Genomic DNA, 20,924 nt, shown 5'->3' with positions numbered 1-20,924 from the left:
AAAATTTTTCCGGATACAAGTTAAACATAAAAAAGTTATGAATTTTTAATTCCGCTTTGGTAACCATACATCAAAAAGGTTTGATAACAATCGCCCATGTTGGCAATATTAGGATAACGCCCCCAAAGTTTAAACCCTTGTTTTTCAAAAGCTTTTCTGCTTATATTGTTTTCTTCGATCACATAAGCCATTAAAGTATTGATGTCACGGCACATCATTTGCTCTTTCATGAATTGTAGAATTTTGGAGCCGTATCCGTTTCCTTTCGCTTTATTATCTAAATAGATACTGATTTCTACCGTGTTGTCGAACGCCGCACGGGGATAAAAAGGCGAAAACGTGCACCAGCCTAAAATTTGCTTTTCTTCCTGATTATTTTTAATAATGCTGTTTTCCAGTACCCAAATCGGGTGCCGTTCGCTATGCAGATGAAATTCAAACCAGTCTTTGCGGCTTTCCATTGTTACCGGCTCTAAATCCGCCGTAATTCTGCGACTCGGGATGGCTTGGTTATAAATATCAATGATTTGCGGATAATCCTGTTTTTTTGCTATTCTGATAATCATGTTATTCGTTAGGCTAAAGTATTTGGTAGTGTAATTTTGACTTCAGTACCACCGGTCGCCCGGTTACTAATGGTTAATTTGGCATTTAATTGCTGGCTGCGTTCTTGCATGATATTCAAACCGTAATGGCCGTCCGGTTCGTTCAGACTGGCGATACCCACGCCGTTATCACGCACTATTAATTCCTGCTCCCCTTCTTCATTTGTATGGGCGATCACTTCAATCAAATCGGCTTTTGAGTGTTTAATTGCATTGAGGGTTGATTCGCGAACAATTTGCAATGCATGAATGAGTTGCTGAGGATTAAAGGTCTGCGACGGTAATGAACAATCGACGGTCATTTGAATATCGGTTTGATTACGTAAAGAGTCAACAACCTGCTCAAGAGCTAATTTTAAATTAGCTTCTTGTACCGTCAAGCGAAAAGTGGCTAATAATTCGCGTAACTGAATGTAACCGTCGCTTAACGCCTGTTCGAAGTCTTTAATAATCAGTAAGCTTTGCCGTTTTGCTTTATCGTCGTCTTTATTTAAGTTGTGTTTTAACAGGGTCAGCTGAATTTGTAAAAAAGCCAATACCTGCGCCAGCGAATCATGCAGTTCCCGGGCAATAATGGAACGTTCTTCCATCAGTAATAATTGTTGTTGCTGGCGTTGTGTTTGGTTGAAATAAAGGGTTCTGCCTAAAAGTTGTGCGATGTTTTCCATGGTTCTCGTATCCGGACAAGGCAAGCCTGCCTGCCAACGAAGACTGCCTAGCTTGTTATCTTCCGAACCAATGGTTTGTTCCTGCCAACTTAGCGCCACTGAAGGTTCGCCTAAAGTAATATTCCATTGGCGCAATTCAATCAGATCCAACTCAAAAGCGCGCAAATGTTCCGTCGCCATTACGTGTTTTAAAACATGCAGCAGTTTGTTACGGTTAAGGTCGCTGGCACTTAATTCCTGCGAACAATAATAAAGCATGGCTAGCGATCGATTGACCTGATTGATTTTTTGCGTTTTTTCCGTAACCTTTTCTTCTAAGTTGGCATAGAGTTTGTGTAACTCGTTAGACATGTGGGTAAAGGATTTCGCCAGACGTCCTAGCTCGTCGTCACGCTTGGTATCTAAAAGAATATGCTGAAACTGGCGCATTTCAATCTGTGTGCTGGCACGCATAAGTTGATTCAGCGGTTTGACAATTTCCTGATGGGTATGCCAGATTAAATAAGAAGCGATCCCCACAATCAGCAGCATAGAAAGAATAATTACCAACACGGCAATAATCACTTTCTTTTCGGCAAAACGCTGCAGGCTGTAAACGAATTGATCCAGCTGATTCACATAACTGGTAATTTGATTACGATATTGTTCCTGTTGGTTAGTACGGGCAAGATTTTCCATTTCCTGCCAACGGCGCACTAAATCCGAATAACTCTGTTTTACATCGCCGGGAGTTAAAAGATGATGGTGAATGGTCACGAGTGGATTGGAATGCAAACTTATTCGATATTGGCGAAGACCGATATCCACTTTTTCCGGCTCATATTCCATCGTATAGATTAAACGGTAACTTTGCATACGCAAGGAGCCGGCAACATTAATTAGCTCCGCATCAGATTTGTTGCTTCCCATAATAGCGAAAGAAAAGGTCGTAATAATGCCCGCTAAGATAATGATCAACGAGAGATAATGGGCGATAAATGTGGTTACCGAATGTTTTGTCAGTCGTTTAAAACTCAGTAAACTTTTCATGAGTAAACCTTTCTTGCTTGAGCTTTTCATTAGTTTTGCGCCTTTAAAAACGGAAGCAGCAACAGAGCAATACCGGAAGCCGAACAGGCAATGAAGACAAAAAAGCCCGTCCAGTGGAAATGCTGCATAATAAGCGCCAGCGGATAGCCTGCAATGGCAGCGCCTAAATAGGCGAACAGACCAACAAAGCCGGTTGCTGAACCCGGTGTTTTTTTATGGGAACATTCTGCCGCCGCCATACCTATTAACATTTGCGGACCGAATACGAAAAAACCGACTACGAAAAAAAGTGCGGTCTGTAAAATGTAATTTTCTGTCGGTAACAGCCAAAGAGCGGTAATTGAAAAGAAAATCCCAATAGCGAAAATTAGCGCCATCGGCCCGCGATTGCTGGAGAAAAGACGATCGGATCCCCAACCCGCAACCAGAGAGCCAAAGAAACCGCCGATTTCAAAAACCGCTAAAGCACTGTTGGCGGACACCAAATCATAATGATATTTTTCGGTGAGATAAATATTACCCCAGTCATTAATGGCGGTACGTACAATATAAACCAAGGTATAGCTTAATGCGAGTAACCAGATATATTTATTTAAGAATACATAACGGTTTAAGGTTTCACGCCAGCTTAAATTTGGTGCTTCCGCCTCTTGAGCAAGCTCTAATTCGTCATTTCGCCAATGCCCGATGCTGGGTAAACCGAGGGATTCGGGCGTATTACGCAATCGCCAGAATAAAAACAAACCGATAGAAATGGCCACAATGCCGGCAATAGCAAAGCCGTAACGCCAGCTGTAATGAATAGTTACATAACCTATAAGCAGCGGAATCAGCGCCCCGCCAGCATTATGGGCGGTGTTCCAAATAGACCACCAACGTCCGCGCTCGTTACGGGAATACCAGGTGGTTAATAATTTTGAACAAGCGGGCCAGCCCCAACCTTGGAACCAGGCATTGATAATCCACACGGCGGTAAATATCAATACGGAGCTGGATAAACCGAAGAAAATATTCGCCACCCCGGTCATAATCAGCCCGACAGCCATAAAATGGCGCGGATTGGATTTGTCGGAAAAAATTCCCGAAAAGAATTTTGACACTCCATAGGTGATATAAAAAAGCGTCGCCATCATACCGATGTCATTTTTATCAATGCCGAGATTATTGATCATTTCCGGCACGGCAAAGTTAAAGCTTTTACGGGTTAAGTAAAAACCGGCATAGCCGATATACATAGCGATCATCAGGTGAATACGCCAATAGCGATAAGTGCGGTTAATTTCGGGCGAAAATGTTGTATTCATAATTATAATCTAGGTAAAGTGATTTTGATGGTTGTGCCGTGTTGTTGCGGCGAAACCGACCGCTCTTTGGAAATCAGTTGAAATTTACCGCACAGAATATCGACGCGTTCTTTCATTCCCTGCAAGCCAAATCCGCTTTTCACCGTTTCCGGATTAAATCCGTCACCGTTGTCCTGAATAATAAGCTCAATGTCTTTACGAATTAAAACGGAAATAATCACTTGGCTTGCATGAGAGTATTTGACAATATTATTTAATCCTTCCTGACATAGACGATAAAGGGTGATTTCCTGAATATGATCCAGGGGCTCGTTTTGTTTGTTTTCCCAAAAAAGTGCGGTGGAAATTCCGTGATTTTCTAAATCCAGTTCAAGAAACAGATTCTGTAATGCCTGCTGAAGCTCTAAATCATCCAGCATTTTAGGGCGGATCCGGTTTAGCAGCCCTTTGGTGGTATCGTAAATATTTAACGACAATTGCTCAATCATACTGCCGACTTTCTCGATCTTAGGCGAAGTTTCCAACCTTTTCATTATTGAAGCCTGAGTACGGATTGCGGTAATGTTTTGCCCGATTTCGTCATGCAATTCACGGGAAATTTCTTTACGGATCGATTCCTCCGTATTAATTAATTGTCGGGTTAGCGTGCGGTTGCGGTTTAATTCCACCATTAAACTGTTGTTTAAATCCCGTTGCCGCTGAATGGCAAGCCCTAGGAAAATTCCGGTGACTGTTTGGGCGGAAATAGAAAGAAACAGGTCGGTTAATTCGCCCCGTGAGAAACTGCCGGTAGAAGCGATTAAGGCGATACTGTTTAGTAAAGTGCCCAATAAAGCCCCTTGCCAGCCGTAATGGTAAGCGAGCAGAATGATGGGAATTGCTAAAAAGAATAAGGCAAAGCGGTGGAATTCCTCGGGAATATCAACTTGAATAAAAATATTCAATAAAAACAATAGGATATAAATTAAAATGTGTTTTGCCCGCAACGAAATGGGTTTGTGTACCAAACTTGCGGTAAGGGGAATCCATTTACGTTTGAAAAGATAATCGTAGCCCAAAAAACAGGCAGGCATAATAAGCAACATACCCGTTAAGCTGGTTAAAAACGTATAAAAAAACGAAATGGATAAGCTAAAACTGACAATGCCGTTAAGCAGACTGACAAAAACGGCGATAACACCTTGAACGGCAAGCTTTCTCGCTTCATTGCCCTGATAATATTTTTGCCCGATAAAGGTAACGGGAAGGCTTGCGATACTCAAAATAATCGCCGGCAAATAATATTCGTTGGGCGAGGCGTACATTAGCAAACTTAGAATGCAGAATTCCGCGCAATAACTCACCAGCCAAAAAATCTTCGGCGTATGAAGGTTAATGCCTAACCGTAGGGCAAAAGGGAGAAACAGCAAAGCGAGTAAGGAATTACCGAGCAGATAATCGGAAATCGCCCATACGGAAAAATATGCGCAAAGCATGATAAACCAGCTATAAATTAACGTGATTATCGCATTCATAAGGATTAATTTAGCTGTATTGATGGAATAAATTGGCTAATTCTACGTTATTTTTGACGTCTAATTTACTCATAGCATTCGCGCGGTGGGCATGAACGGTTTTGAAACTCAAGCCAAGCTGTTCGCCGATTTCTTTCGCCCCCAAACCCCGGATTAGCAATTCACAGATTTCCAGCTCCCGTTTAGTTAATTGTTGAATCGGATTGTTGTTTTTGTTGGTTACCAGTTTTACGGTTAATTCCGGCATTAAATAGACGCCGCCTGTATAGACGGTTCGCACCGCCTGAACCAGTTCTTCCGGGCTGCAACGTTTGCTTAAATAGCCTTTTGCACCGAGTTCCAGCGCTTTTTTTACAATCATTTCGCTGTCATTTACGCTTAGCATAATGCAATGAATGCCGGAAGGAATGCTTTTCAGCAAATCCAGACCGCTTTCGTCAGGCATGGAAATGTCGATAATACATACATCCGCTTTTATGCGAGGCAGGTTTTGACGGGTTTCTTTTGCGGAACCGAATTCCCCCACCACTTCAATGTCTTCTTCTAATGAGAGTAATTGTGCGAATCCCGAACGTACAATTACATGATCGTCAATAAGAGCAACTTTTATCATTGTTATTTCTCCCGGATATGCTTTTGAACGACGAATTGTAGCATTTTGAAAAAAAGTGCGGTAAAACTTTCGCAATTTTTACCGCACTTTTAAATTTTAAATTATTAAGCTTCCGCTTTTTTTAAGCGACGGATTTTTTTCTCTTCGGCAATCGCAACAAAAGCAAGTAATCCAATGCAGATTAAGGCGGATGAGTTTAAGGCCGCGAAGGTGCCGTCCCAACCTGTCAAACCGAAAATCGGCGTACCGTCAGCAATCATACCTAAACCGAGTTTAGCAAAGCTGTCACCGATTAAGTAAGCGAAGGTGCCTTTCACACCGTCCGCTACGGCGATGGCCTTTTTCGGCACGAAACCTACTGCCGCCACACCAATCAATAATTGCGGACCGAACACTAAGAAACCTAAAGCGAATAACGCCACTAAATACATGGTTTCGTTGTTGGCAAATTGATAAAACTCAAGAGTGAAGACGATTAATACTAATGCCACACAAGCTAATAAACCGCGGCGCCCGTTTGCCAGATCGGATAAATAACCCCACAGGAAAGTTCCCACTAAGGCGCCCACTTCAAATAGGGCAAAGCCCGATATTGCCGCATCTTTAGAGAAGCCTAATTCTTGGTAGGCATAAACCGGCGACCATTGGTCGATACCGATACGCACAATGTAAAGGAAGATGTTGGCAAAACATAACAACCAGATTACTTTGTTTTTCAAAACATATTGCACAAAAATTTGTTTTTTCGTTAATTGATTTTGTTCGGCGTCTTTGTCCTCTTCCGAAATTTCTTCACCGAATAATTCTTCCGCTTTGCCTAAACCGTAAGCTTCGGGCGAATCGCTGCCGTAACGCAAACCGATAAAGCCGATAATCAAGGCAATAATAGAAGGGAAAATAAACATACCGATAACATGACCGTTAAAGAATACGTGCGCACCGAATAGCGCTACACCGGCTGCCGCAGCTCCGCCTACATTATGAGACAGATTCCAGAAACCGAGGAAAGTACCGCGTTTTTTACGCGGCGTCCATTTGGTAATGGTGGAATAACTTGAAGAACCACCGGTACTTTGGAAGAAACCGCTCAAGGCATAGAACGCCACCATTAAGAACAAGGCAATGCTACTGCCACCCATGCTTGCGCTAAAACCAAGCATACAAAGTGCGGAAAGAATCAGCATAAACGGCACGAATTGTTTGGTGTTTTTGCCGTCGGCATAGTAAGAAACGATAGTTTTACCCAAGCCGTAGGTGATGGAAAATCCAAGACCGATCATCCCAAGTTGGGTTTTGGTCAAACCGTAGGTTTCAATCATATCGTTTTGCGCGATATTGAAATTTTTACGCACTAAATACATCGCCATATAACCGAAAAACACAACCAAATAAGATTGCATAAAGGGTTTAAACCACATTTTACGACGTTCTTCCACCGGCAAATCAAGTGTCGGTTTTCTCACTTCATTTAAAAAACTAAGCATAGTTTATTTCGCTCCAATTAGATTATTAATTTTACGCCGGAAATATTAGAACAAAACAAACTAAATCCCTTGCGAATCCGACGGGAAAGCTATAGGAATATTTCTTATTCTGTTTGAATTAGAATAAAAATGTGAGCCTGATCACAAAAAATAATAAAAAGTGCGGTTGTTTTTTTGCGAATTTTATTTGCGGGGAAAGTACTGATATATCACAAAATGTGATTTGGCTCACATTAATTGTTAACAGATTGTAAGCAAAGGGAAATATTGAAATTGATTTAGGTCAAATATTCTACTTTATTTGCTGAAATACCCCTTTCGGGTTGTTCTTAATTGACAAGCAAGAGCCGATAATTCCAAACTGTAAAAGTAGTGTTGCAAGTTTAATAGGATAATATGCAATGATGGATCGGGAATTGCCGCGGCGCCAATTTTTGCGCGGAGGATTTTTAAAGTCATTACAGTCCGAAACGGTAAAGCAGCAGGGGTTTCTTGGCGTGAGACCGCCTTGGACGGTAGCGGAAGCCCAATTCGTGGCGGATTGTACCAGATGCGGCGATTGCATCGCTGTCTGTGAAACGCAGATTCTGGTAAAAGGCGTCGGTGATTTTCCCGAAGTACGGTTCAGTCGCGGTGAATGCACCTTCTGTATGAAATGTGTTGAGGTTTGCCGGCAACCCGTTTTCAGACCGACGGAAGAAGCTGCCTGGCAGCATAAGGTTGAGATTCAAACCGGTTGTCTGGCGAATAATCAGGTGGAATGCCGTAGTTGTGAGGATAATTGCGAGCGTCGCGCCATTCGGTTCAAACGGGAAATCGGCTCGGTCGCCAAACCGCAAATTGATTTAGAGCTTTGTAACGGCTGCGGCGCTTGTTTAAGTGTTTGTCCGGTACTGGCAATCAAGGTTTTGACGACGTCAGCCGGCGAATAGGTTGAGATAAAACAAAAGAACGGGCGTATCAACCCCCTATTTAAAGAAGTTTATGAGTAATTTTAATTTAAACGAAAACTGGTATGTGTGTAGTCTTGTAGTTCAAGCCAGACCGGAAAAACTTTCACAGGTGAAAGCGGATATTTTAGCTATTCCGACCGCTGAAATTCACGGTGAAAAGCTGGAAGAAGGTAAACTTGTGGTTACCTTGGAAAGTAGCAGACAGCTTGCCTTAGCTGATTTAATCGATGAAGTTAAAGATATAAGCGGAGTGATCGTGGTGTCTTTAATTTCAAATTATCTTGATGAAAAATAGTGCGTTTTACCTCTTATCCGAGAGGGGGGAACAATAGGTTTTATTTTTAATTCAAACGTGGGAAACATTATGGAACTCAATCGTAGAGATTTTATGAAAGCTAACGCTGCGGTTGCGGCAGCCGCGGCGGCAGGAATCACGATTCCTGTAAAAAACGTTCATGCTGCAGATGATGACATGGGTATCAGATGGGATAAAGCGCCTTGTCGTTACTGCGGTACGGGTTGTAGTGTGCTGGTCGGTACAAAAGACGGCCGTGTGGTGGCAACCCAAGGCGACCCGGATGCGGAAGTAAACCGCGGATTGAATTGTATCAAAGGTTATTTCCTGTCAAAAATTATGTACGGTGCCGACCGTGTACAAACTCCGTTATTGCGTATGAAGGACGGTAAATTCCATAAAGAAGGGGATTTCACGCCGGTTTCCTGGGATCAGGCTTTCACTGTGATGGCGGATAAAATCAAAGCCATTTTAAAAGAGAAAAAAGATCCGAATGCAATCGGGATGTTCTCTTCCGGTCAAACGACGATTTTCGAAGGTTATGCAAAAGTAAAACTTTGGAAAGCCGGTCTTCGTTCCAATACCATCGACCCGAATGCCCGCCACTGTATGGCGTCCGCTGCCGTTGCTTTTTTACGTACCTTTGGTATGGACGAACCTATGGGATGCTATAACGATATCGAGAAAACCGACGCATTCGTGCTTTGGGGCTCAAATATGGCGGAAATGCATCCGATTTTATGGAGCCGTATTTCAGATCGGCGTCTTTCAAGCGATAAAGTAAAAGTGGTGGTAATGTCGACATTTGAACACCGTTCCTTTGAGCTTGCCGATACGCCGATTATTTTTAAACCGCATTCCGATTTGGCTATTTTAAACTATATCGCTAACTACATTATCCAAAACGATAAAGTCAACTGGGATTTTGTTAATAAACACACTAAATTTAAACGTGGTGAAACGGATATCGGTTACGGTTTACGTCCGGAGCATCCGCTGGAAGTGGCGGCGAAAAACCGTAAAACAGCTGGCAAAATGTATGATTCCGATTTTGAGGAATTTAAGAAAATCGTTGCGCCCTACACATTGGAAGAAGCGCATCGCATTTCCGGCGTACCGAAAGATCAGTTGGAAACGCTGGCAAAAATGTATGCGGATCCACAACAAAATCTTGTGTCTTTCTGGACTATGGGCTTTAATCAGCATACCCGCGGTGTGTGGGTAAACCACATGGTTTATAACGTGCATTTATTAACGGGTAAAATTTCTAAACCGGGTTGCGGGCCGTTCTCCTTAACCGGTCAGCCTTCGGCTTGCGGTACGGCGCGTGAAGTAGGTACTTTCGTCCACCGTTTACCGGCGGATATGGTGGTGACTAATCCGAAACACGTTGAAATCGCGGAAAACATCTGGAAATTGCCAAAAGGCACTATTTCTAATAAACCGGGATTCCCCGCGGTTCAGCAAAGCCGTGCCTTGAAAGACGGTAAGCTTAATTTCTTATGGCAACTATGTACCAATAATATGCAAGGCGGTCCGAATATTAATGAAGAAATTTTCCCGGGCTGGCGTAATCCGGACAACTTAATCGTTGTTTCCGATCCGTATCCTTCGGCTTCTGCGGTTGCCGCGGACTTAATTTTACCGACTTGTATGTGGGTGGAAAAAGAAGGCGCTTACGGTAATGCGGAACGTCGCACTCAATTCTGGCGTCAACAGGTGAAAGGCCCGGGTCAGTCCCGTTCCGACTTATGGCAGATTGTCGAGTTCTCTAAATATTTCAAAACGGAAGAAGTCTGGAGTGAGGAATTATTGGCTCAAATGCCGGAATACCGCGGTAAAACCCTATATGAAGTGCTTTATCTGAACGGCGAAGTAAATAAATTCCAAACTCCGACTAACGTACCTGGCTACATCAATGATGAAGCGGAAGATTTCGGTTTCTATTTACAAAAAGGGTTATTTGAAGAATATGCGAGTTTTGGTCGCGGCCATGGTCATGACTTAGCGGATTTCGATACTTATCATCAGGTTCGCGGTTTACGCTGGCCGGTGGTTGACGGCAAAGAAACCCTGTGGCGTTATCGCGAAGGTTACGACCCGTATGTAAAAGCCGGCGAAGAAGTGTCTTTCTACGGTTATCCGGATAAAAAAGCGATTATCTTGGGTGTACCTTATGAGGCGCCGGCGGAAAGTCCGGACGAAGAATACGATTTATGGTTATGTACCGGTCGTGTACTTGAACACTGGCATACGGGTACCATGACGCGTCGCGTTCCCGAGTTACACAAAGCGTTTCCGAACAACCTTTGCTGGATGCATCCGACCGATGCGAAAAAACGCGGCTTACGTCACGGTGACAAAGTGAAATTAATTACCCGCCGCGGAGAAATGATTTCTCACTTAGATACCCGTGGTCGAAACAAATGTCCGGAAGGTTTGATTTATACAACCTTCTTTGATGCCGGTCAGTTAGCCAATAAATTAACTTTAGACGCGACAGACCCGATTTCAGGCGAAACCGATTACAAAAAATGTGCGGTTAAAGTGGTTAAGGCATAATTTAACCCTTCCCTCCCACCGCTTGCGGGGGGAGGTGTCGAAGGTGGAGGGGGCAAGCGGTCGAATTTTTCCCCAAATTTGTAAATTTATCCCCCTCAGCCCTACGGACAATTCCCTCACAAGTGGAGGGAACGAAGGATAGAGGAAAATAACATGAAATTGGATCCGAATCGTCGTCAATTTTTAAAGAACGCCACAAGAACTGCGGCGGGTGTTTGCGGTATTGGTGTGATTCTGGGATTACAGCAACATCAGGCTAACGCTAAAGAAGGTGTGGCTTTGCGTCCGCCCGGCGCTCTAGCTGAGAAGGATTTTCTTGCCGCTTGTACCCGTTGCGGTCAGTGCGTGCAGGCTTGTCCTTACGATATGCTGCATTTGGCTTCGCTATTATCGCCGATGGAAGCAGGTACGCCTTATTTTGTCGCGCGTGACAAACCTTGTGAAATGTGTCCTGATATTCCTTGTATGAATGCCTGCCCGAGTGGCGCATTAAGTGAGGAATTAACGGATATTAATGACGCAAGAATGGGACTGGCGGTTTTATTAGATCACGAAACCTGCCTGAACTGGCAAGGTTTGCGTTGCGATGTGTGTTATCGGGTATGCCCTTTAATTGATAAAGCCATTACCTTGGACCGCATTCACAACGACCGGACCGGCATTCACGCAAAACTTATTCCAACCGTACATTCGGATGCTTGTACCGGGTGCGGTAAATGCGAACAGGCCTGCGTATTGGAGGAGGCGGCGATTAAAGTGCTGCCGATGGATTTGGCAAAAGGCTTGTTGGGACGTCATTATCGTTTAGGCTGGCAGGAAAAACAAAATGCCGGTAAAGCCTTACTTGAGGAACAACATCCGGACGGATTACGTCCTGCCTTTGACGCGCGTATGCCGGAAGGTCAGGTGGAACCGGTTTATCAGCATATGAAGGTTCAACCGGATGTGAAAGTGGCGACCCCGAACCGCGCAACTTATGATTATGTGCCGAATCCGACTACGGTGGACGCGCCCGAACATTATCCTAATTTGGATTTAAATACTAAAGGGGTGAAATAATGGCAACAGTAAAAACAACCCCAAATAAACCAAAAGATGCGGGTTTGGAAGCCCGTCAAAAACTCGGTTGGTGGCATGCCTATCGTTTTTTGATTTTACGTCGGTTAAGCCAGTTAAGCATTATTCTGATGTTTCTGAGCGGCCCGCTTTGGAACGTCTGGATTTTAAAAGGCAATTACAGTTCCAGTATGTTGTTTGACGTTGTGCCGTTGACGGATCCGCTGATTACCGCAGAAAGTTTAGCGACAGGTTATTTGCCGGAATGGACGACGATTGTCGGCGCATTAATTATTGTTGCTTTTTATGCGGTTTTTGCAAGCAAAGCTTTTTGTAGCTGGGTTTGCCCGATGAATATCGTCACCGATGCGGCGGCCTGGTTGCGGCGTAAATTAGGTATCCGTCAAAGTGCGAAATTACCGCGTAATCTGCGCTATGTGATTTTAGTGATGATTCTGTTGGGAAGCGCGGTTTCCGGCACCTTATTATGGGAATGGATTAACCCCGTTGCCGCATTAGGCAGGGTTTTTGTATTCGGATTAGGCGCAACGCTTTGGTTAGTCGCCGTAGTGTTCTTATTTGATTTGTTGGTGGTGGAACACGGCTGGTGCGGACATCTCTGTCCGATCGGTGCGGCTTACGGGTTAATCGGTGCAAAAAGTTTAATCAAAATCAATGTTGTAGATAGAGAACGTTGCGACCGTTGTATGGACTGTTACAATGTGTGCCCGGAACCTCAGGTATTGCGTTTACCGCTGCACGGCTCGGAATCCGACAGCCCGATTGTGCTTGATAAAGATTGTATAACTTGCGGACGTTGTATTGACGTTTGCCCTGAAAATGTTTTTGCCTTTGGTTCTCGTTTTGAGAAACAGGTGCAAGTTAAAAATATTTAAAAATCCTTTGCTTCTTTGAAGAATGGGAAATAAAAAATTCTAAATTTAATGGAGTGACTTAAGATGAGAAAATATCTCACCCTGATTTTAGCCGCCTTTGCAGGATTTGCGGTTGCCGAAGAGCCGTCTTCATCCTTAACGATGGAGCAAATTCCTGAAAACATTGCGCCGGCTTATACAAATCCGCAAAAGGATGCGGGCAATATTCCGACTACCTTTCCGTTCCAACCGCCATTGGTGCCGCATAGCGTGCGCGGATTACAGGTAACAAAAAATGCTAACCAGTGTTTAAGCTGCCATTCGCCGGAAGTGTCGCCGACTACGGGGGCGCCTCGTGTGCCGGAAAGCCATTTCTTAGATCGTGACGGAAAACCGACGGAAGGCACGTCGCCGCGTCGTTATTTCTGCCTGCAATGTCATGTTCAGCAAACCGACGTAAATCCGATTATTCAAAATAAATTTGAATCCATTCGTGCAAAACAAGGTAAATAAGGAGCAAGGCAATGATTAAGAAATTCTGGAACTGGTTCCGTAGCCCGAGTAAAATTGCGATTGGCGCCGTAGTGCTTTTGTCGGCTCTGGGCGGGATTTTGGCATGGGGCGGATTTAACGCCGGATTGGAATATACTAATACGGAAGAGTTCTGTTCGAGCTGTCACATGAATGACGTGGTGCCCGAATACCGTCAAACCATTCACTATTCAAACCGTAGCGGGGTGAAAGCCATTTGTGCGGACTGTCATTTACCTCATGAATTTATTCCGAAATGGACCCGTAAAATTCAGGCAAGTCGCGAAGTGTTCGCCCATTTTACCGGTAAAGTGGATACCAAAGAAAAATTCGAAGCGCATCGCCTGGAAATGGCGGAACGCGAATGGGCGCGTATGAAAGCCAATAATTCACAGGAATGCCGTAACTGCCATAATTTTGAAGATATGGACTTTACCCAACAGAAAACGGTAGCGCAGGAAATGCACGCCGCCGCAGAACAACAGGGTAAAACCTGTATCGACTGTCACAAAGGTATCGCGCATAATCTGCCGCATATGGAAAAAGTACAAAAAACCTTTATTCCTGAAGATATGATTAAACCGCAAGAACCTGCTGTCCAATAAGGGTAAAATGGAAAAATATGAAAAAACCGACCGCACTTTTTTAAGCGCGGTCTTTTTTTATCCTGCTTTTTCCCCTACACTATAGATTCTTTCTCAAATTTAACGAAAACAATGAAATGCGTTTATTTATTTTAATTCTCTCGGCAATTCTCTTACTGTTCCAATATGATTTATGGTTCGGTAAAAACGGTTATTTGGACTACAAAGAAACCGCCGAAGAAATTGCCATGCATAAAGCCGAAAATACAAAACTTTCGCAGCGTAATCAGGTGGTCGCCGCCGAAATCAGAGATTTAAAAGACGGGGTTGAAGCAATTCAGGAACGGGCTCGTTTGCAATATGAATTGGTTAAGCCTAACGAAACTTTTTACCGCATTGCGAAAGAAAATAAAGATAACAGATAATGACTCGTCACTCTCGCCCAATCATTGCGGTCGTGCCGGCAGCCGGTGTCGGTAGCCGTATGCAAGCCGATAAACCGAAACAATATTTAACCTTGTTGGGTAAAACCTTATTGGAACATACCTTAGAGGTTTTATTGAGCTATACGCCTATTCAGCAGATTATTCTGGCGGTGGCGGAAAACGACCCTTATTTAGACCAACTGGATGTAATTCGCCAACCTAAAATCAAAATTGTTCAAGGCGGCAGGGATCGGGCAGGGTCGGTGTTTAACGGGCTTAAGGCTATTACCCAGCCTCATGCCTGGGTAATGGTACACGATGCGGCGCGTCCTTGTCTGACTCATGAAGATTTGGATAAATTACTGCAAATTGAAGATGATAACGGCGGCATTTTAGCCATTCCGGCGGTAGATACCATAAAGCGCGCCTCGGCGGAAAAACAGATTATACAAACGGAAGATCGCAGCCAGTTATGGCAGGCGCAAACGCCGCAATTTTTCCGCGCGGATTTGTTATATCGCGCCTTACAACAGGCGTTTGAACACGGCTTAGCAGTGACCGATGAAGCCTCCGCCATGGAATTTGCCGGATTTCGACCGCACTTGGTTGCCGGAAGAAGCGATAATCTGAAAGTCACCCGCCCGGAAGACTTAAAATTAGCCGAATTTTATTTGTCACGAAAGTAGGGTCGTTTATAAAAGATAAACAGACCCGAAGTCTTTTACATAAACAGGATAATAATATGATTCGTATTGGTCATGGTTTTGACGTGCATGCTTTTGGCGAAGCCCGCCCGCTGATTATCGGCGGGGTTGAAGTTCCTTATCATACGGGCTTTATCGCTCATTCGGACGGTGATGTGGCGCTCCATGCGTTAACGGACGCCTTATTAGGCGCCCTGGCGTTGGGCGATATCGGCAAGCTGTTCCCGGATACGGATATGCAATTTAAAAATATCGACAGCCGTATTCTGTTGCGCGAAGCTTTTCGCCGGGTGCAGGAAAAGGGTTATAAAATCGGTAATGTGGATGTCACCATTATCGCTCAGGCGCCCAAAATGCGCCCTCATATTGATGCCATGCGCGCAGTAATCGCGGAAGATCTGCAATGTTCTGTGGAACAGGTGAATGTGAAGGCCACCACCACGGAAAAACTCGGCTTTACCGGGCGAAGCGAAGGCATTACCACGGAAGCGGTGGCGCTGTTGGTAAAATCATGTTAGAACTTGCTTACTTGCAAACGTTGCCTCAACAGCGCGCGCTGTTAAAAGCCGACTATGCCGATTTTATCGTGAAAGAAGATTTGGGTTATGCCATGACCGGCGAAGGGGAATTTGTTGCGCTATATGTGCGCAAAACCGATGCAAATACGTTGTTTGTCGGTGAACAGTTGGCGAAATTTGTCGGACTTTCCCCTCGCAATATGGGTTATGCCGGTCTGAAAGACCGTAAAGCCGTGACGGAACAATGGTTCTGCTTGCAAATGCCGGGCAAAGCGATGCCGGATTTCAGCCGCTTTAATATGGCGGGCGTAGAAATCTTACAAGTAACCCGCCACAGCAGAAAGATTCGCACGGGTAGTTTGAACGGTAATCATTTTGAAATTTTATTGCGTAATGCCGTCGAAACCGACGAGTTAAAAGTGCGGTTGGAAAATATCAAAAATTTTGGTTTTCCGAATTATTTTACGGAACAACGCTTCGGTAAAGACGGTCATAATCTTACGCAGGCAATGCGTTGGGCGAACGGCGAGATTAAGGTCAAAGACCGCAAAAAGCGCAGTTTTTATTTGTCTGCGGCGCGCAGTGAAGTGTTTAATCTGGTGGTTTCGGAGCGAATCCGTCAAGGCCTGGCAAATCAAGTATTAGCCCATGATATTCTTCAGTTAGCGGGCACACACAGTTGGTTTACGGCGGATGGAAAAGAGGATTTGGCTCTTTTGCAGACGCGTTTAGAGAATCATGATTTACAGCTTACCGCCCCTTTAATCGGCGAAACTCAGCAACTTGCCTGCGAGCTGGAAAATAAACTGGTTGAGCGGCATCAGTCGCTTATCAGCCTGATGAAACGGGAACGTATGAAGCCGGCTCGGCGTCCGTTGCTGATGCAGGCACGGGATTTTCACTGGGAATTTGTGGAAAACGGTTTAAAACTCAAGTTCTATTTACCTGCCGGCAGTTATGCTACCGCATTGGTGCGGGAATTAGTAAATATTGATGAAAATGAATAAATAATAACGAATCGCCCGATTGCTCAAAGTGCGGTCGATTTTATGCTGTTTTTTATGGGGTTTATGCAGAATATACCGCATAAAATACTAATAATTATAAAAGAAAAAAACAGGAAAATAATGAACATTCTTCTTTCTAACGACGACGGTTATCATGCCGAAGGTATTCAAATTCTCGCCAGAGAGTTACGTAAATTCGCCGATGTGACTATTGTGGCGCCCGATCGTAACCGTAGCGCCGCCTCCGGCTCGTTAACTTTGGTTGAACCGTTGCGACCCCGCCACCTGGACGATGGCGATTATTGCGTAAACGGCACGCCGGCGGACTGTGTGCATTTGGCGTTAAACGGCTTTTTATCCGGGCGCATGGATCTTGTGGTTTCGGGCATTAATGCCGGTGTTAATTTAGGCGACGACGTTATTTATTCCGGCACTGTTGCGGCGGCGCTGGAAGGGCGCCATTTAGGTCTGCCTTCAATTGCCGTCTCATTAGACGGGCGCCGATATTATGAAACTGCGGCACGGGTGGTTTGCGATTTAATTCCTAAATTGCACACCCGCTTATTGAATCCGCGGGAAATTATCAATATCAATGTGCCGGATATTCCTTATGATCAAATAAAAGGCATTAAGGTTTGCCGGCTGGGGCATCGAGCCGCTTCGGCGGAAGTGATAAAACAGCAAGACCCTCGGGGCGAAAGCATTTATTGGATTGGTCCTGCCGCGTTACCGGAAGATGATGAAGAGGGCACGGATTTTCACGCGGTGAATAACGGTTATGTGGCGATTACCCCGATTCAGGTGGATATGACCTCTTATAATTCAATGAGTGCTTTACAAGATTGGTTAGAAAGTGAATAATTACGCATTTCTGTTCGAATTTATTTAAGGACACGTATTTTGAAAATTTTCGGGGCAATGTATGACAAAACCATGCAGTGGTCAAAACACCGCTTTGCAGCGTTTTGGTTATGTTTAGTGAGCTTTATTGAGGCCATCTTCTTCCCAATCCCGCCGGATGTGATGCTGATTCCAATGTCAATGTCCAAACCGAAAAGTGCGGTTAGATTGGCGCTTTATACAGCGGTTTCATCGGTTGTCGGCGGCATGATTGGTTATGCCGTCGGGTATTATGCCTTTGATTTTGTACAGGGTTATATTACTCAATGGGGTTATCAGCAGCATTGGGATACGGCAATTTCCTGGTTTCAACAATGGGGAATTTTAGTGGTATTCGTTGCCGGTTTCTCACCTATTCCTTATAAAGTATTCACTATTGCCGCAGGGGTGATGCAAATGGCGTTTATTCCGTTTGTCATCACCGCCTTTGTTTCCCGTGCCGCACGTTTTCTGCTGGTAGCGAAACTGGCGGCCTGGGGCGGCGAAAAATTTGCTGCGAAATTGCGGAAATCTATTGAGGTTATCGGCTGGGCGGTAGTGGTTCTGGCGGTAATTGCATATTTAATTTTAAAGTAGGATAAAGGCATGAAAAAAATTGTCTTATTATTAGCCGTCATAACGACCTTAACGGCTTGTTCATCGGCTGACACACCAACACCCCGTGATGAAAACCAATTAGCGGACGGTATTATGATTCCTGTGGAAGGTACCGGAGCGATTGCAGGCGGCAGTTTTATGCCTGAAATCGAACAACAAAGTATGCCGGATAGTATGAAATAATTTTTTAAGAGAATTCAGAATGAAAAAGTCATTTTTATTATTACCTATTGCCGTCGCCGTATTATCGGCTTGTAGTTCAAGCACTTCTCCCGCACCGGTAGAGAATGCGGATGGTACGTTAAGTCCGGGAATTATGCAACCTGTGGATAATACCGGCAGCAGCGGTTCATGGCAGCCTGAAATCCAGCAAAGTTCCATGCCTGCGGGGATGGATAATCCGGTAGCAAGCCAGCCTACTATGCCGGCGGCAACCGCACCGGCTACTGCAGTGGGAAATACGGCGACAACACCGGCGGTAAATACACAGCCTGCAGTCCAAACGCCGGCGGCTCCGCAAACTAAAACTGTTTGTAAAACGGTAACCAAACCGAAACCGACCGCGGCACAAGGCAGCCAGAATATCAATATTCCTCGCAATGCTACCACCAATGCGCCGGATTACAGCAAAATCGATAAAGGTTTCTACAAAGGAAGCACTTATACGGTAAATAAAGGCGATACTATGTTCCTGATTGCCTATATTTCCGGTATGGACGTAAAAGAACTTGCCGCATTAAACGGTATGACTTCCGAGCCTTATAATCTGAAAGTCGGACAAACCCTAAAAGTGGCTAACCGTGTAGGCGGCGGAGCGGAAACGGAAACTATCACCGAACAACAATGTACAGAAGTACCGGTAGAACAACCTGCCGTTACCTATACGGCCGGTGCTAACGGCACGCAATACGGCTCGGACGGCACAATTACCGGTCCGGTGAAAGCGGGAGCCGGCACAGCGGGGGCAGCCTCCGCAGTTGCGGGACCGGTGGTAGCGAGTGCGGCGACCAGTGCGCCAAGCCCGGCTTATAACAGCGGTGTAACGGCGGGCGTCGGTACTGTTGCACCGGCAACAACAGGCGTTGTAGCGGGTACGGCAAGTTCAGCCGTACAAACGCCGGCATCCAATATTTCTTGGAAATGGCCGACATCGGGCAGAGTCGTACAAGGCTTCTCTAACTCCGACGGCGGTAATAAAGGTATCGATATTAGCGGCTCCAAAGGGCAACCTGTTTATGCCGCGGCAGCCGGTCGGGTTGTGTATGCGGGTAACGCATTACGGGGTTACGGTAATTTAATCATTATTAAACATAATGACGACTTCCTAAGCGCCTATGCGCATAACGACAGTATTTCCGTTAATGATCAACAGGAAGTCAAAGCCGGTCAACAAATTGCCAAAATGGGTAGTTCGGGTACAAACAGTACTAAACTCCACTTTGAAATTCGTTACAAAGGTAAATCCGTCGATCCGACAAGCTATTTGCCTCGGCGTTAATTTAATTTGATAAAAAGCTGATCGACATGATCGGCTTTTTTTATCAATGCAATACTAATTAAATTTTCACTGTTTTATAAAAGTGCGGTCAAAAAAATAGGTATAGTAGACAAAATAGTTGGTAAAAAGTCCATTGAAGCCTTATATTATCTAGCTTTAATGGACTTTTTTGAAAATGAATAAAAAATTTGCCCAAATTGTCAAAAATCCAGCATTCAGAAATATGGTACTCAAAACCATATTCAACGTTACAAATGTAATGTCTGCAACAAAATATTTACGCTAAAAAATAAACTTGATTCTATAAAAATTTGGCATGATTACACGCTTGGTAAACAGACTTATAAGCAGCTTGCCGAGAGCTATCATTGCTCAGTCAGAACAATCCAAAGACATCTCTTGAAAGCGCCCAAAACACCTCTAAATTTACCACAAAATGAGATATTAAATATCGTCATGGATACGACCTTTTTCGGAAACGAGTTTGGTGTATTGGTACTTATGGACAGCCTTTCTAAAAAGGTTGTTTATCACAAGATTGTCAATGCGGAAAGGGTCATTTATTATCGTAAAGCAATCAATGAATTAAGAGAGAAAGATTATAAAATTCAATCAATTACCTGTGACGGAAGGCGTGGTTTGCTGAAAGATATTCTTAATACGCCGATTCAAATGTGTCAATTTCATCAAGTGGCTATTGTAATTCGTCGGATTACTCGAAAACCAAAATCAGAGGCGGGAAAGGAATTAAAAATCTTAATTAAAACGCTTAAAACGAGCAGTAAAAATAAGTTCTATATCAATCTTCATCATTGGTATTTAAAGCATAAAAACTTCTTAAATGAACGTTCAAGCATACCTGATAAAGCGGGCAAATATCCGTTTAAACATCGAAATCTTCGGAGTGCGTATTCAAGTTTAAAACGACATGAAGAGTTCCTTTTTACCTTTGAAAAATATCCTGAATTAAAGATAGAAAAGACGACAAATCGGCTGGAAGGGCTGTTTAGTGAACTGAAGCGTAAATTAGCGCTTCATAATGGGTTATCGAAGAAAAATAAGATTATGTTTATAAAGGATTTTTTAAATGAAAAGAGTTGATTAATTATTAATAAAAATAAAAAACCAACTCATTTGTCTACTAGGGCATAGGGATCTCAAAATTACCAACTATTTTGTCTACTATGCCAAAAAATACGATT

The 20,924-nt window shown here is 44.1% G+C and carries 22 protein-coding genes; 16 read left to right on the top strand and 6 right to left on the bottom strand.

Features of this window, described 5'->3' with window-relative positions; all coding sequences use genetic code 11:
• Positions 1 to 35 precede the first annotated feature (35 nt).
• From MS_RS10405 to uhpT, 6 genes are all read right to left on the bottom strand, one after another.
• On the bottom strand, positions 36 to 566 hold the full coding sequence (locus MS_RS10405) for a GNAT family N-acetyltransferase (RefSeq protein WP_011201438.1): 531 nt from the start codon (positions 564 to 566) through the stop codon (positions 36 to 38).
• An 8-nt stretch (positions 567 to 574) separates the two neighbouring features.
• Positions 575 to 2,302 carry a nitrate/nitrite two-component system sensor histidine kinase NarQ gene (narQ, locus tag MS_RS10400; RefSeq protein ID WP_041640280.1) on the bottom strand — a complete coding sequence of 576 codons (1,728 nt, stop codon included), beginning with the start codon at positions 2,300 to 2,302 and terminating at the stop codon, positions 575 to 577.
• Positions 2,303 to 2,331: 29 nt separating this feature from the next.
• Positions 2,332 to 3,606 (bottom strand): MFS transporter, encoded by a 1,275-nt coding sequence (locus MS_RS10395; RefSeq protein WP_011201436.1) that lies wholly within the window; start codon positions 3,604 to 3,606, stop codon positions 2,332 to 2,334.
• A gap of 2 nt (positions 3,607 to 3,608) precedes the next feature.
• On the bottom strand, positions 3,609 to 5,120 hold the full coding sequence (gene uhpB, locus MS_RS10390; RefSeq protein WP_011201435.1) for a signal transduction histidine-protein kinase/phosphatase UhpB: 1,512 nt from the start codon (positions 5,118 to 5,120) through the stop codon (positions 3,609 to 3,611).
• Positions 5,121 to 5,130: 10 nt separating this feature from the next.
• Positions 5,131 to 5,733 (bottom strand): response regulator, encoded by a 603-nt coding sequence (locus MS_RS10385; RefSeq protein WP_041640099.1) that lies wholly within the window; start codon positions 5,731 to 5,733, stop codon positions 5,131 to 5,133.
• A gap of 104 nt (positions 5,734 to 5,837) precedes the next feature.
• Positions 5,838 to 7,217: a hexose-6-phosphate:phosphate antiporter gene (gene uhpT / locus MS_RS10380; RefSeq protein WP_011201433.1), complete on the bottom strand. Its 1,380-nt coding sequence runs from the start codon at positions 7,215 to 7,217 to the stop codon at positions 5,838 to 5,840.
• Between the two features lie 401 nt (positions 7,218 to 7,618).
• Here uhpT and napF point away from each other — a divergent pair, with 401 nt between their 5' ends.
• The 16 genes from napF to MS_RS11115 all read left to right on the top strand — a co-directional run bounded on the left by napF (position 7,619) and on the right by MS_RS11115 (position 20,823).
• Positions 7,619 to 8,149, top strand: coding sequence for a ferredoxin-type protein NapF (gene napF / locus MS_RS10375; RefSeq protein WP_011201432.1), 531 nt, complete (start codon positions 7,619 to 7,621; stop codon positions 8,147 to 8,149).
• Between the two features lie 52 nt (positions 8,150 to 8,201).
• The gene (locus MS_RS10370) at positions 8,202 to 8,465 is read left to right on the top strand and encodes a chaperone NapD (protein ID WP_011201431.1); all 264 of its coding nucleotides are present in this window, start codon (positions 8,202 to 8,204) and stop codon (positions 8,463 to 8,465) included.
• Between the two features lie 69 nt (positions 8,466 to 8,534).
• A complete protein-coding gene (napA, locus tag MS_RS10365) occupies positions 8,535 to 11,027 on the top strand; it encodes a nitrate reductase catalytic subunit NapA (protein WP_041640098.1) in 2,493 nt (830 codons plus the stop codon).
• 153 nt (positions 11,028 to 11,180) lie between these two features.
• Positions 11,181 to 12,086: a ferredoxin-type protein NapG gene (gene napG, locus MS_RS10360; protein WP_011201429.1), complete on the top strand. Its 906-nt coding sequence runs from the start codon at positions 11,181 to 11,183 to the stop codon at positions 12,084 to 12,086.
• Positions 12,086 to 12,979, top strand: coding sequence for a quinol dehydrogenase ferredoxin subunit NapH (gene napH, locus MS_RS10355; protein WP_011201428.1), 894 nt, complete (start codon positions 12,086 to 12,088; stop codon positions 12,977 to 12,979). Before napG ends, napH begins: the two co-directional genes overlap by 1 nt.
• A gap of 63 nt (positions 12,980 to 13,042) precedes the next feature.
• Positions 13,043 to 13,471 (top strand): nitrate reductase cytochrome c-type subunit, encoded by a 429-nt coding sequence (locus MS_RS10350; protein WP_011201427.1) that lies wholly within the window; start codon positions 13,043 to 13,045, stop codon positions 13,469 to 13,471.
• Between the two features lie 11 nt (positions 13,472 to 13,482).
• Complete coding sequence (locus tag MS_RS10345) at positions 13,483 to 14,094, top strand: cytochrome c3 family protein (protein WP_011201426.1); 612 nt, start codon at positions 13,483 to 13,485, stop codon at positions 14,092 to 14,094.
• A 116-nt stretch (positions 14,095 to 14,210) separates the two neighbouring features.
• Positions 14,211 to 14,498, top strand: coding sequence for a cell division protein FtsB (gene ftsB, locus MS_RS10340; RefSeq protein ID WP_011201425.1), 288 nt, complete (start codon positions 14,211 to 14,213; stop codon positions 14,496 to 14,498).
• Entirely contained in the window at positions 14,498 to 15,184 is a 687-nt protein-coding gene (gene ispD, locus MS_RS10335; RefSeq protein ID WP_011201424.1) for a 2-C-methyl-D-erythritol 4-phosphate cytidylyltransferase, read from the top strand. The genes ftsB and ispD overlap by 1 nt, the downstream gene beginning before the upstream one ends.
• Before the next feature lie 56 nt (positions 15,185 to 15,240).
• Entirely contained in the window at positions 15,241 to 15,720 is a 480-nt protein-coding gene (gene ispF / locus MS_RS10330) for a 2-C-methyl-D-erythritol 2,4-cyclodiphosphate synthase (RefSeq protein WP_011201423.1), read from the top strand.
• The gene (truD, locus tag MS_RS10325; protein WP_011201422.1) at positions 15,714 to 16,727 is read left to right on the top strand and encodes a tRNA pseudouridine(13) synthase TruD; all 1,014 of its coding nucleotides are present in this window, start codon (positions 15,714 to 15,716) and stop codon (positions 16,725 to 16,727) included. Before ispF ends, truD begins: the two co-directional genes overlap by 7 nt.
• Positions 16,728 to 16,847: 120 nt before the next feature.
• The gene (surE, locus tag MS_RS10320) at positions 16,848 to 17,588 is read left to right on the top strand and encodes a 5'/3'-nucleotidase SurE (RefSeq protein ID WP_041640097.1); all 741 of its coding nucleotides are present in this window, start codon (positions 16,848 to 16,850) and stop codon (positions 17,586 to 17,588) included.
• A 39-nt stretch (positions 17,589 to 17,627) separates the two neighbouring features.
• Positions 17,628 to 18,203: a YqaA family protein gene (locus MS_RS10315; RefSeq protein WP_011201420.1), complete on the top strand. Its 576-nt coding sequence runs from the start codon at positions 17,628 to 17,630 to the stop codon at positions 18,201 to 18,203.
• 9 nt (positions 18,204 to 18,212) lie between these two features.
• Positions 18,213 to 18,407 carry a membrane protein gene (locus MS_RS10310; protein ID WP_011201419.1) on the top strand — a complete coding sequence of 65 codons (195 nt, stop codon included), beginning with the start codon at positions 18,213 to 18,215 and terminating at the stop codon, positions 18,405 to 18,407.
• Between the two features lie 19 nt (positions 18,408 to 18,426).
• Complete coding sequence (nlpD, locus tag MS_RS10305; RefSeq protein ID WP_041640096.1) at positions 18,427 to 19,722, top strand: murein hydrolase activator NlpD; 1,296 nt, start codon at positions 18,427 to 18,429, stop codon at positions 19,720 to 19,722.
• Between the two features lie 399 nt (positions 19,723 to 20,121).
• Positions 20,122 to 20,823, top strand: coding sequence for an IS256 family transposase, variant Zn-binding type (locus tag MS_RS11115; RefSeq protein WP_011200409.1), 702 nt, complete (start codon positions 20,122 to 20,124; stop codon positions 20,821 to 20,823).
• The last annotated feature ends 101 nt before the right edge of the window (positions 20,824 to 20,924 follow it).

It is taken from the genome of [Mannheimia] succiniciproducens MBEL55E (assembly GCF_000007745.1).
Lineage (GTDB): Bacteria > Pseudomonadota > Gammaproteobacteria > Enterobacterales > Pasteurellaceae > Basfia > Basfia succiniciproducens.
This window is presented reverse-complemented; position numbering and strand designations above follow the sequence as displayed.

Bases quoted from the DNA above. Each gene is read 5' to 3' on its own strand.
- MS_RS10405 (WP_011201438.1), bottom strand. From the start codon at position 566: ATGATTATCAGAATAGCAAAAAAACAGGATTATCCGCAAATCATTGAT.
- narQ (WP_041640280.1), bottom strand. From the start codon at position 2,302: ATGAAAAGTTTACTGAGTTTTAAACGACTGACAAAACATTCGGTAACC.
- MS_RS10395 (WP_011201436.1), bottom strand. From the start codon at position 3,606: ATGAATACAACATTTTCGCCCGAAATTAACCGCACTTATCGCTATTGG.
- uhpB (WP_011201435.1), bottom strand. From the start codon at position 5,120: ATGAATGCGATAATCACGTTAATTTATAGCTGGTTTATCATGCTTTGC.
- MS_RS10385 (WP_041640099.1), bottom strand. From the start codon at position 5,733: ATGATAAAAGTTGCTCTTATTGACGATCATGTAATTGTACGTTCGGGA.
- uhpT (WP_011201433.1), bottom strand. From the start codon at position 7,217: ATGCTTAGTTTTTTAAATGAAGTGAGAAAACCGACACTTGATTTGCCG.
- napF (WP_011201432.1), top strand. From the start codon at position 7,619: ATGATGGATCGGGAATTGCCGCGGCGCCAATTTTTGCGCGGAGGATTT.
- MS_RS10370 (WP_011201431.1), top strand. From the start codon at position 8,202: ATGAGTAATTTTAATTTAAACGAAAACTGGTATGTGTGTAGTCTTGTA.
- napA (WP_041640098.1), top strand. From the start codon at position 8,535: ATGGAACTCAATCGTAGAGATTTTATGAAAGCTAACGCTGCGGTTGCG.
- napG (WP_011201429.1), top strand. From the start codon at position 11,181: ATGAAATTGGATCCGAATCGTCGTCAATTTTTAAAGAACGCCACAAGA.
- napH (WP_011201428.1), top strand. From the start codon at position 12,086: ATGGCAACAGTAAAAACAACCCCAAATAAACCAAAAGATGCGGGTTTG.
- MS_RS10350 (WP_011201427.1), top strand. From the start codon at position 13,043: ATGAGAAAATATCTCACCCTGATTTTAGCCGCCTTTGCAGGATTTGCG.
- MS_RS10345 (WP_011201426.1), top strand. From the start codon at position 13,483: ATGATTAAGAAATTCTGGAACTGGTTCCGTAGCCCGAGTAAAATTGCG.
- ftsB (WP_011201425.1), top strand. From the start codon at position 14,211: ATGCGTTTATTTATTTTAATTCTCTCGGCAATTCTCTTACTGTTCCAA.
- ispD (WP_011201424.1), top strand. From the start codon at position 14,498: ATGACTCGTCACTCTCGCCCAATCATTGCGGTCGTGCCGGCAGCCGGT.
- ispF (WP_011201423.1), top strand. From the start codon at position 15,241: ATGATTCGTATTGGTCATGGTTTTGACGTGCATGCTTTTGGCGAAGCC.
- truD (WP_011201422.1), top strand. From the start codon at position 15,714: ATGTTAGAACTTGCTTACTTGCAAACGTTGCCTCAACAGCGCGCGCTG.
- surE (WP_041640097.1), top strand. From the start codon at position 16,848: ATGAACATTCTTCTTTCTAACGACGACGGTTATCATGCCGAAGGTATT.
- MS_RS10310 (WP_011201419.1), top strand. From the start codon at position 18,213: ATGAAAAAAATTGTCTTATTATTAGCCGTCATAACGACCTTAACGGCT.
- nlpD (WP_041640096.1), top strand. From the start codon at position 18,427: ATGAAAAAGTCATTTTTATTATTACCTATTGCCGTCGCCGTATTATCG.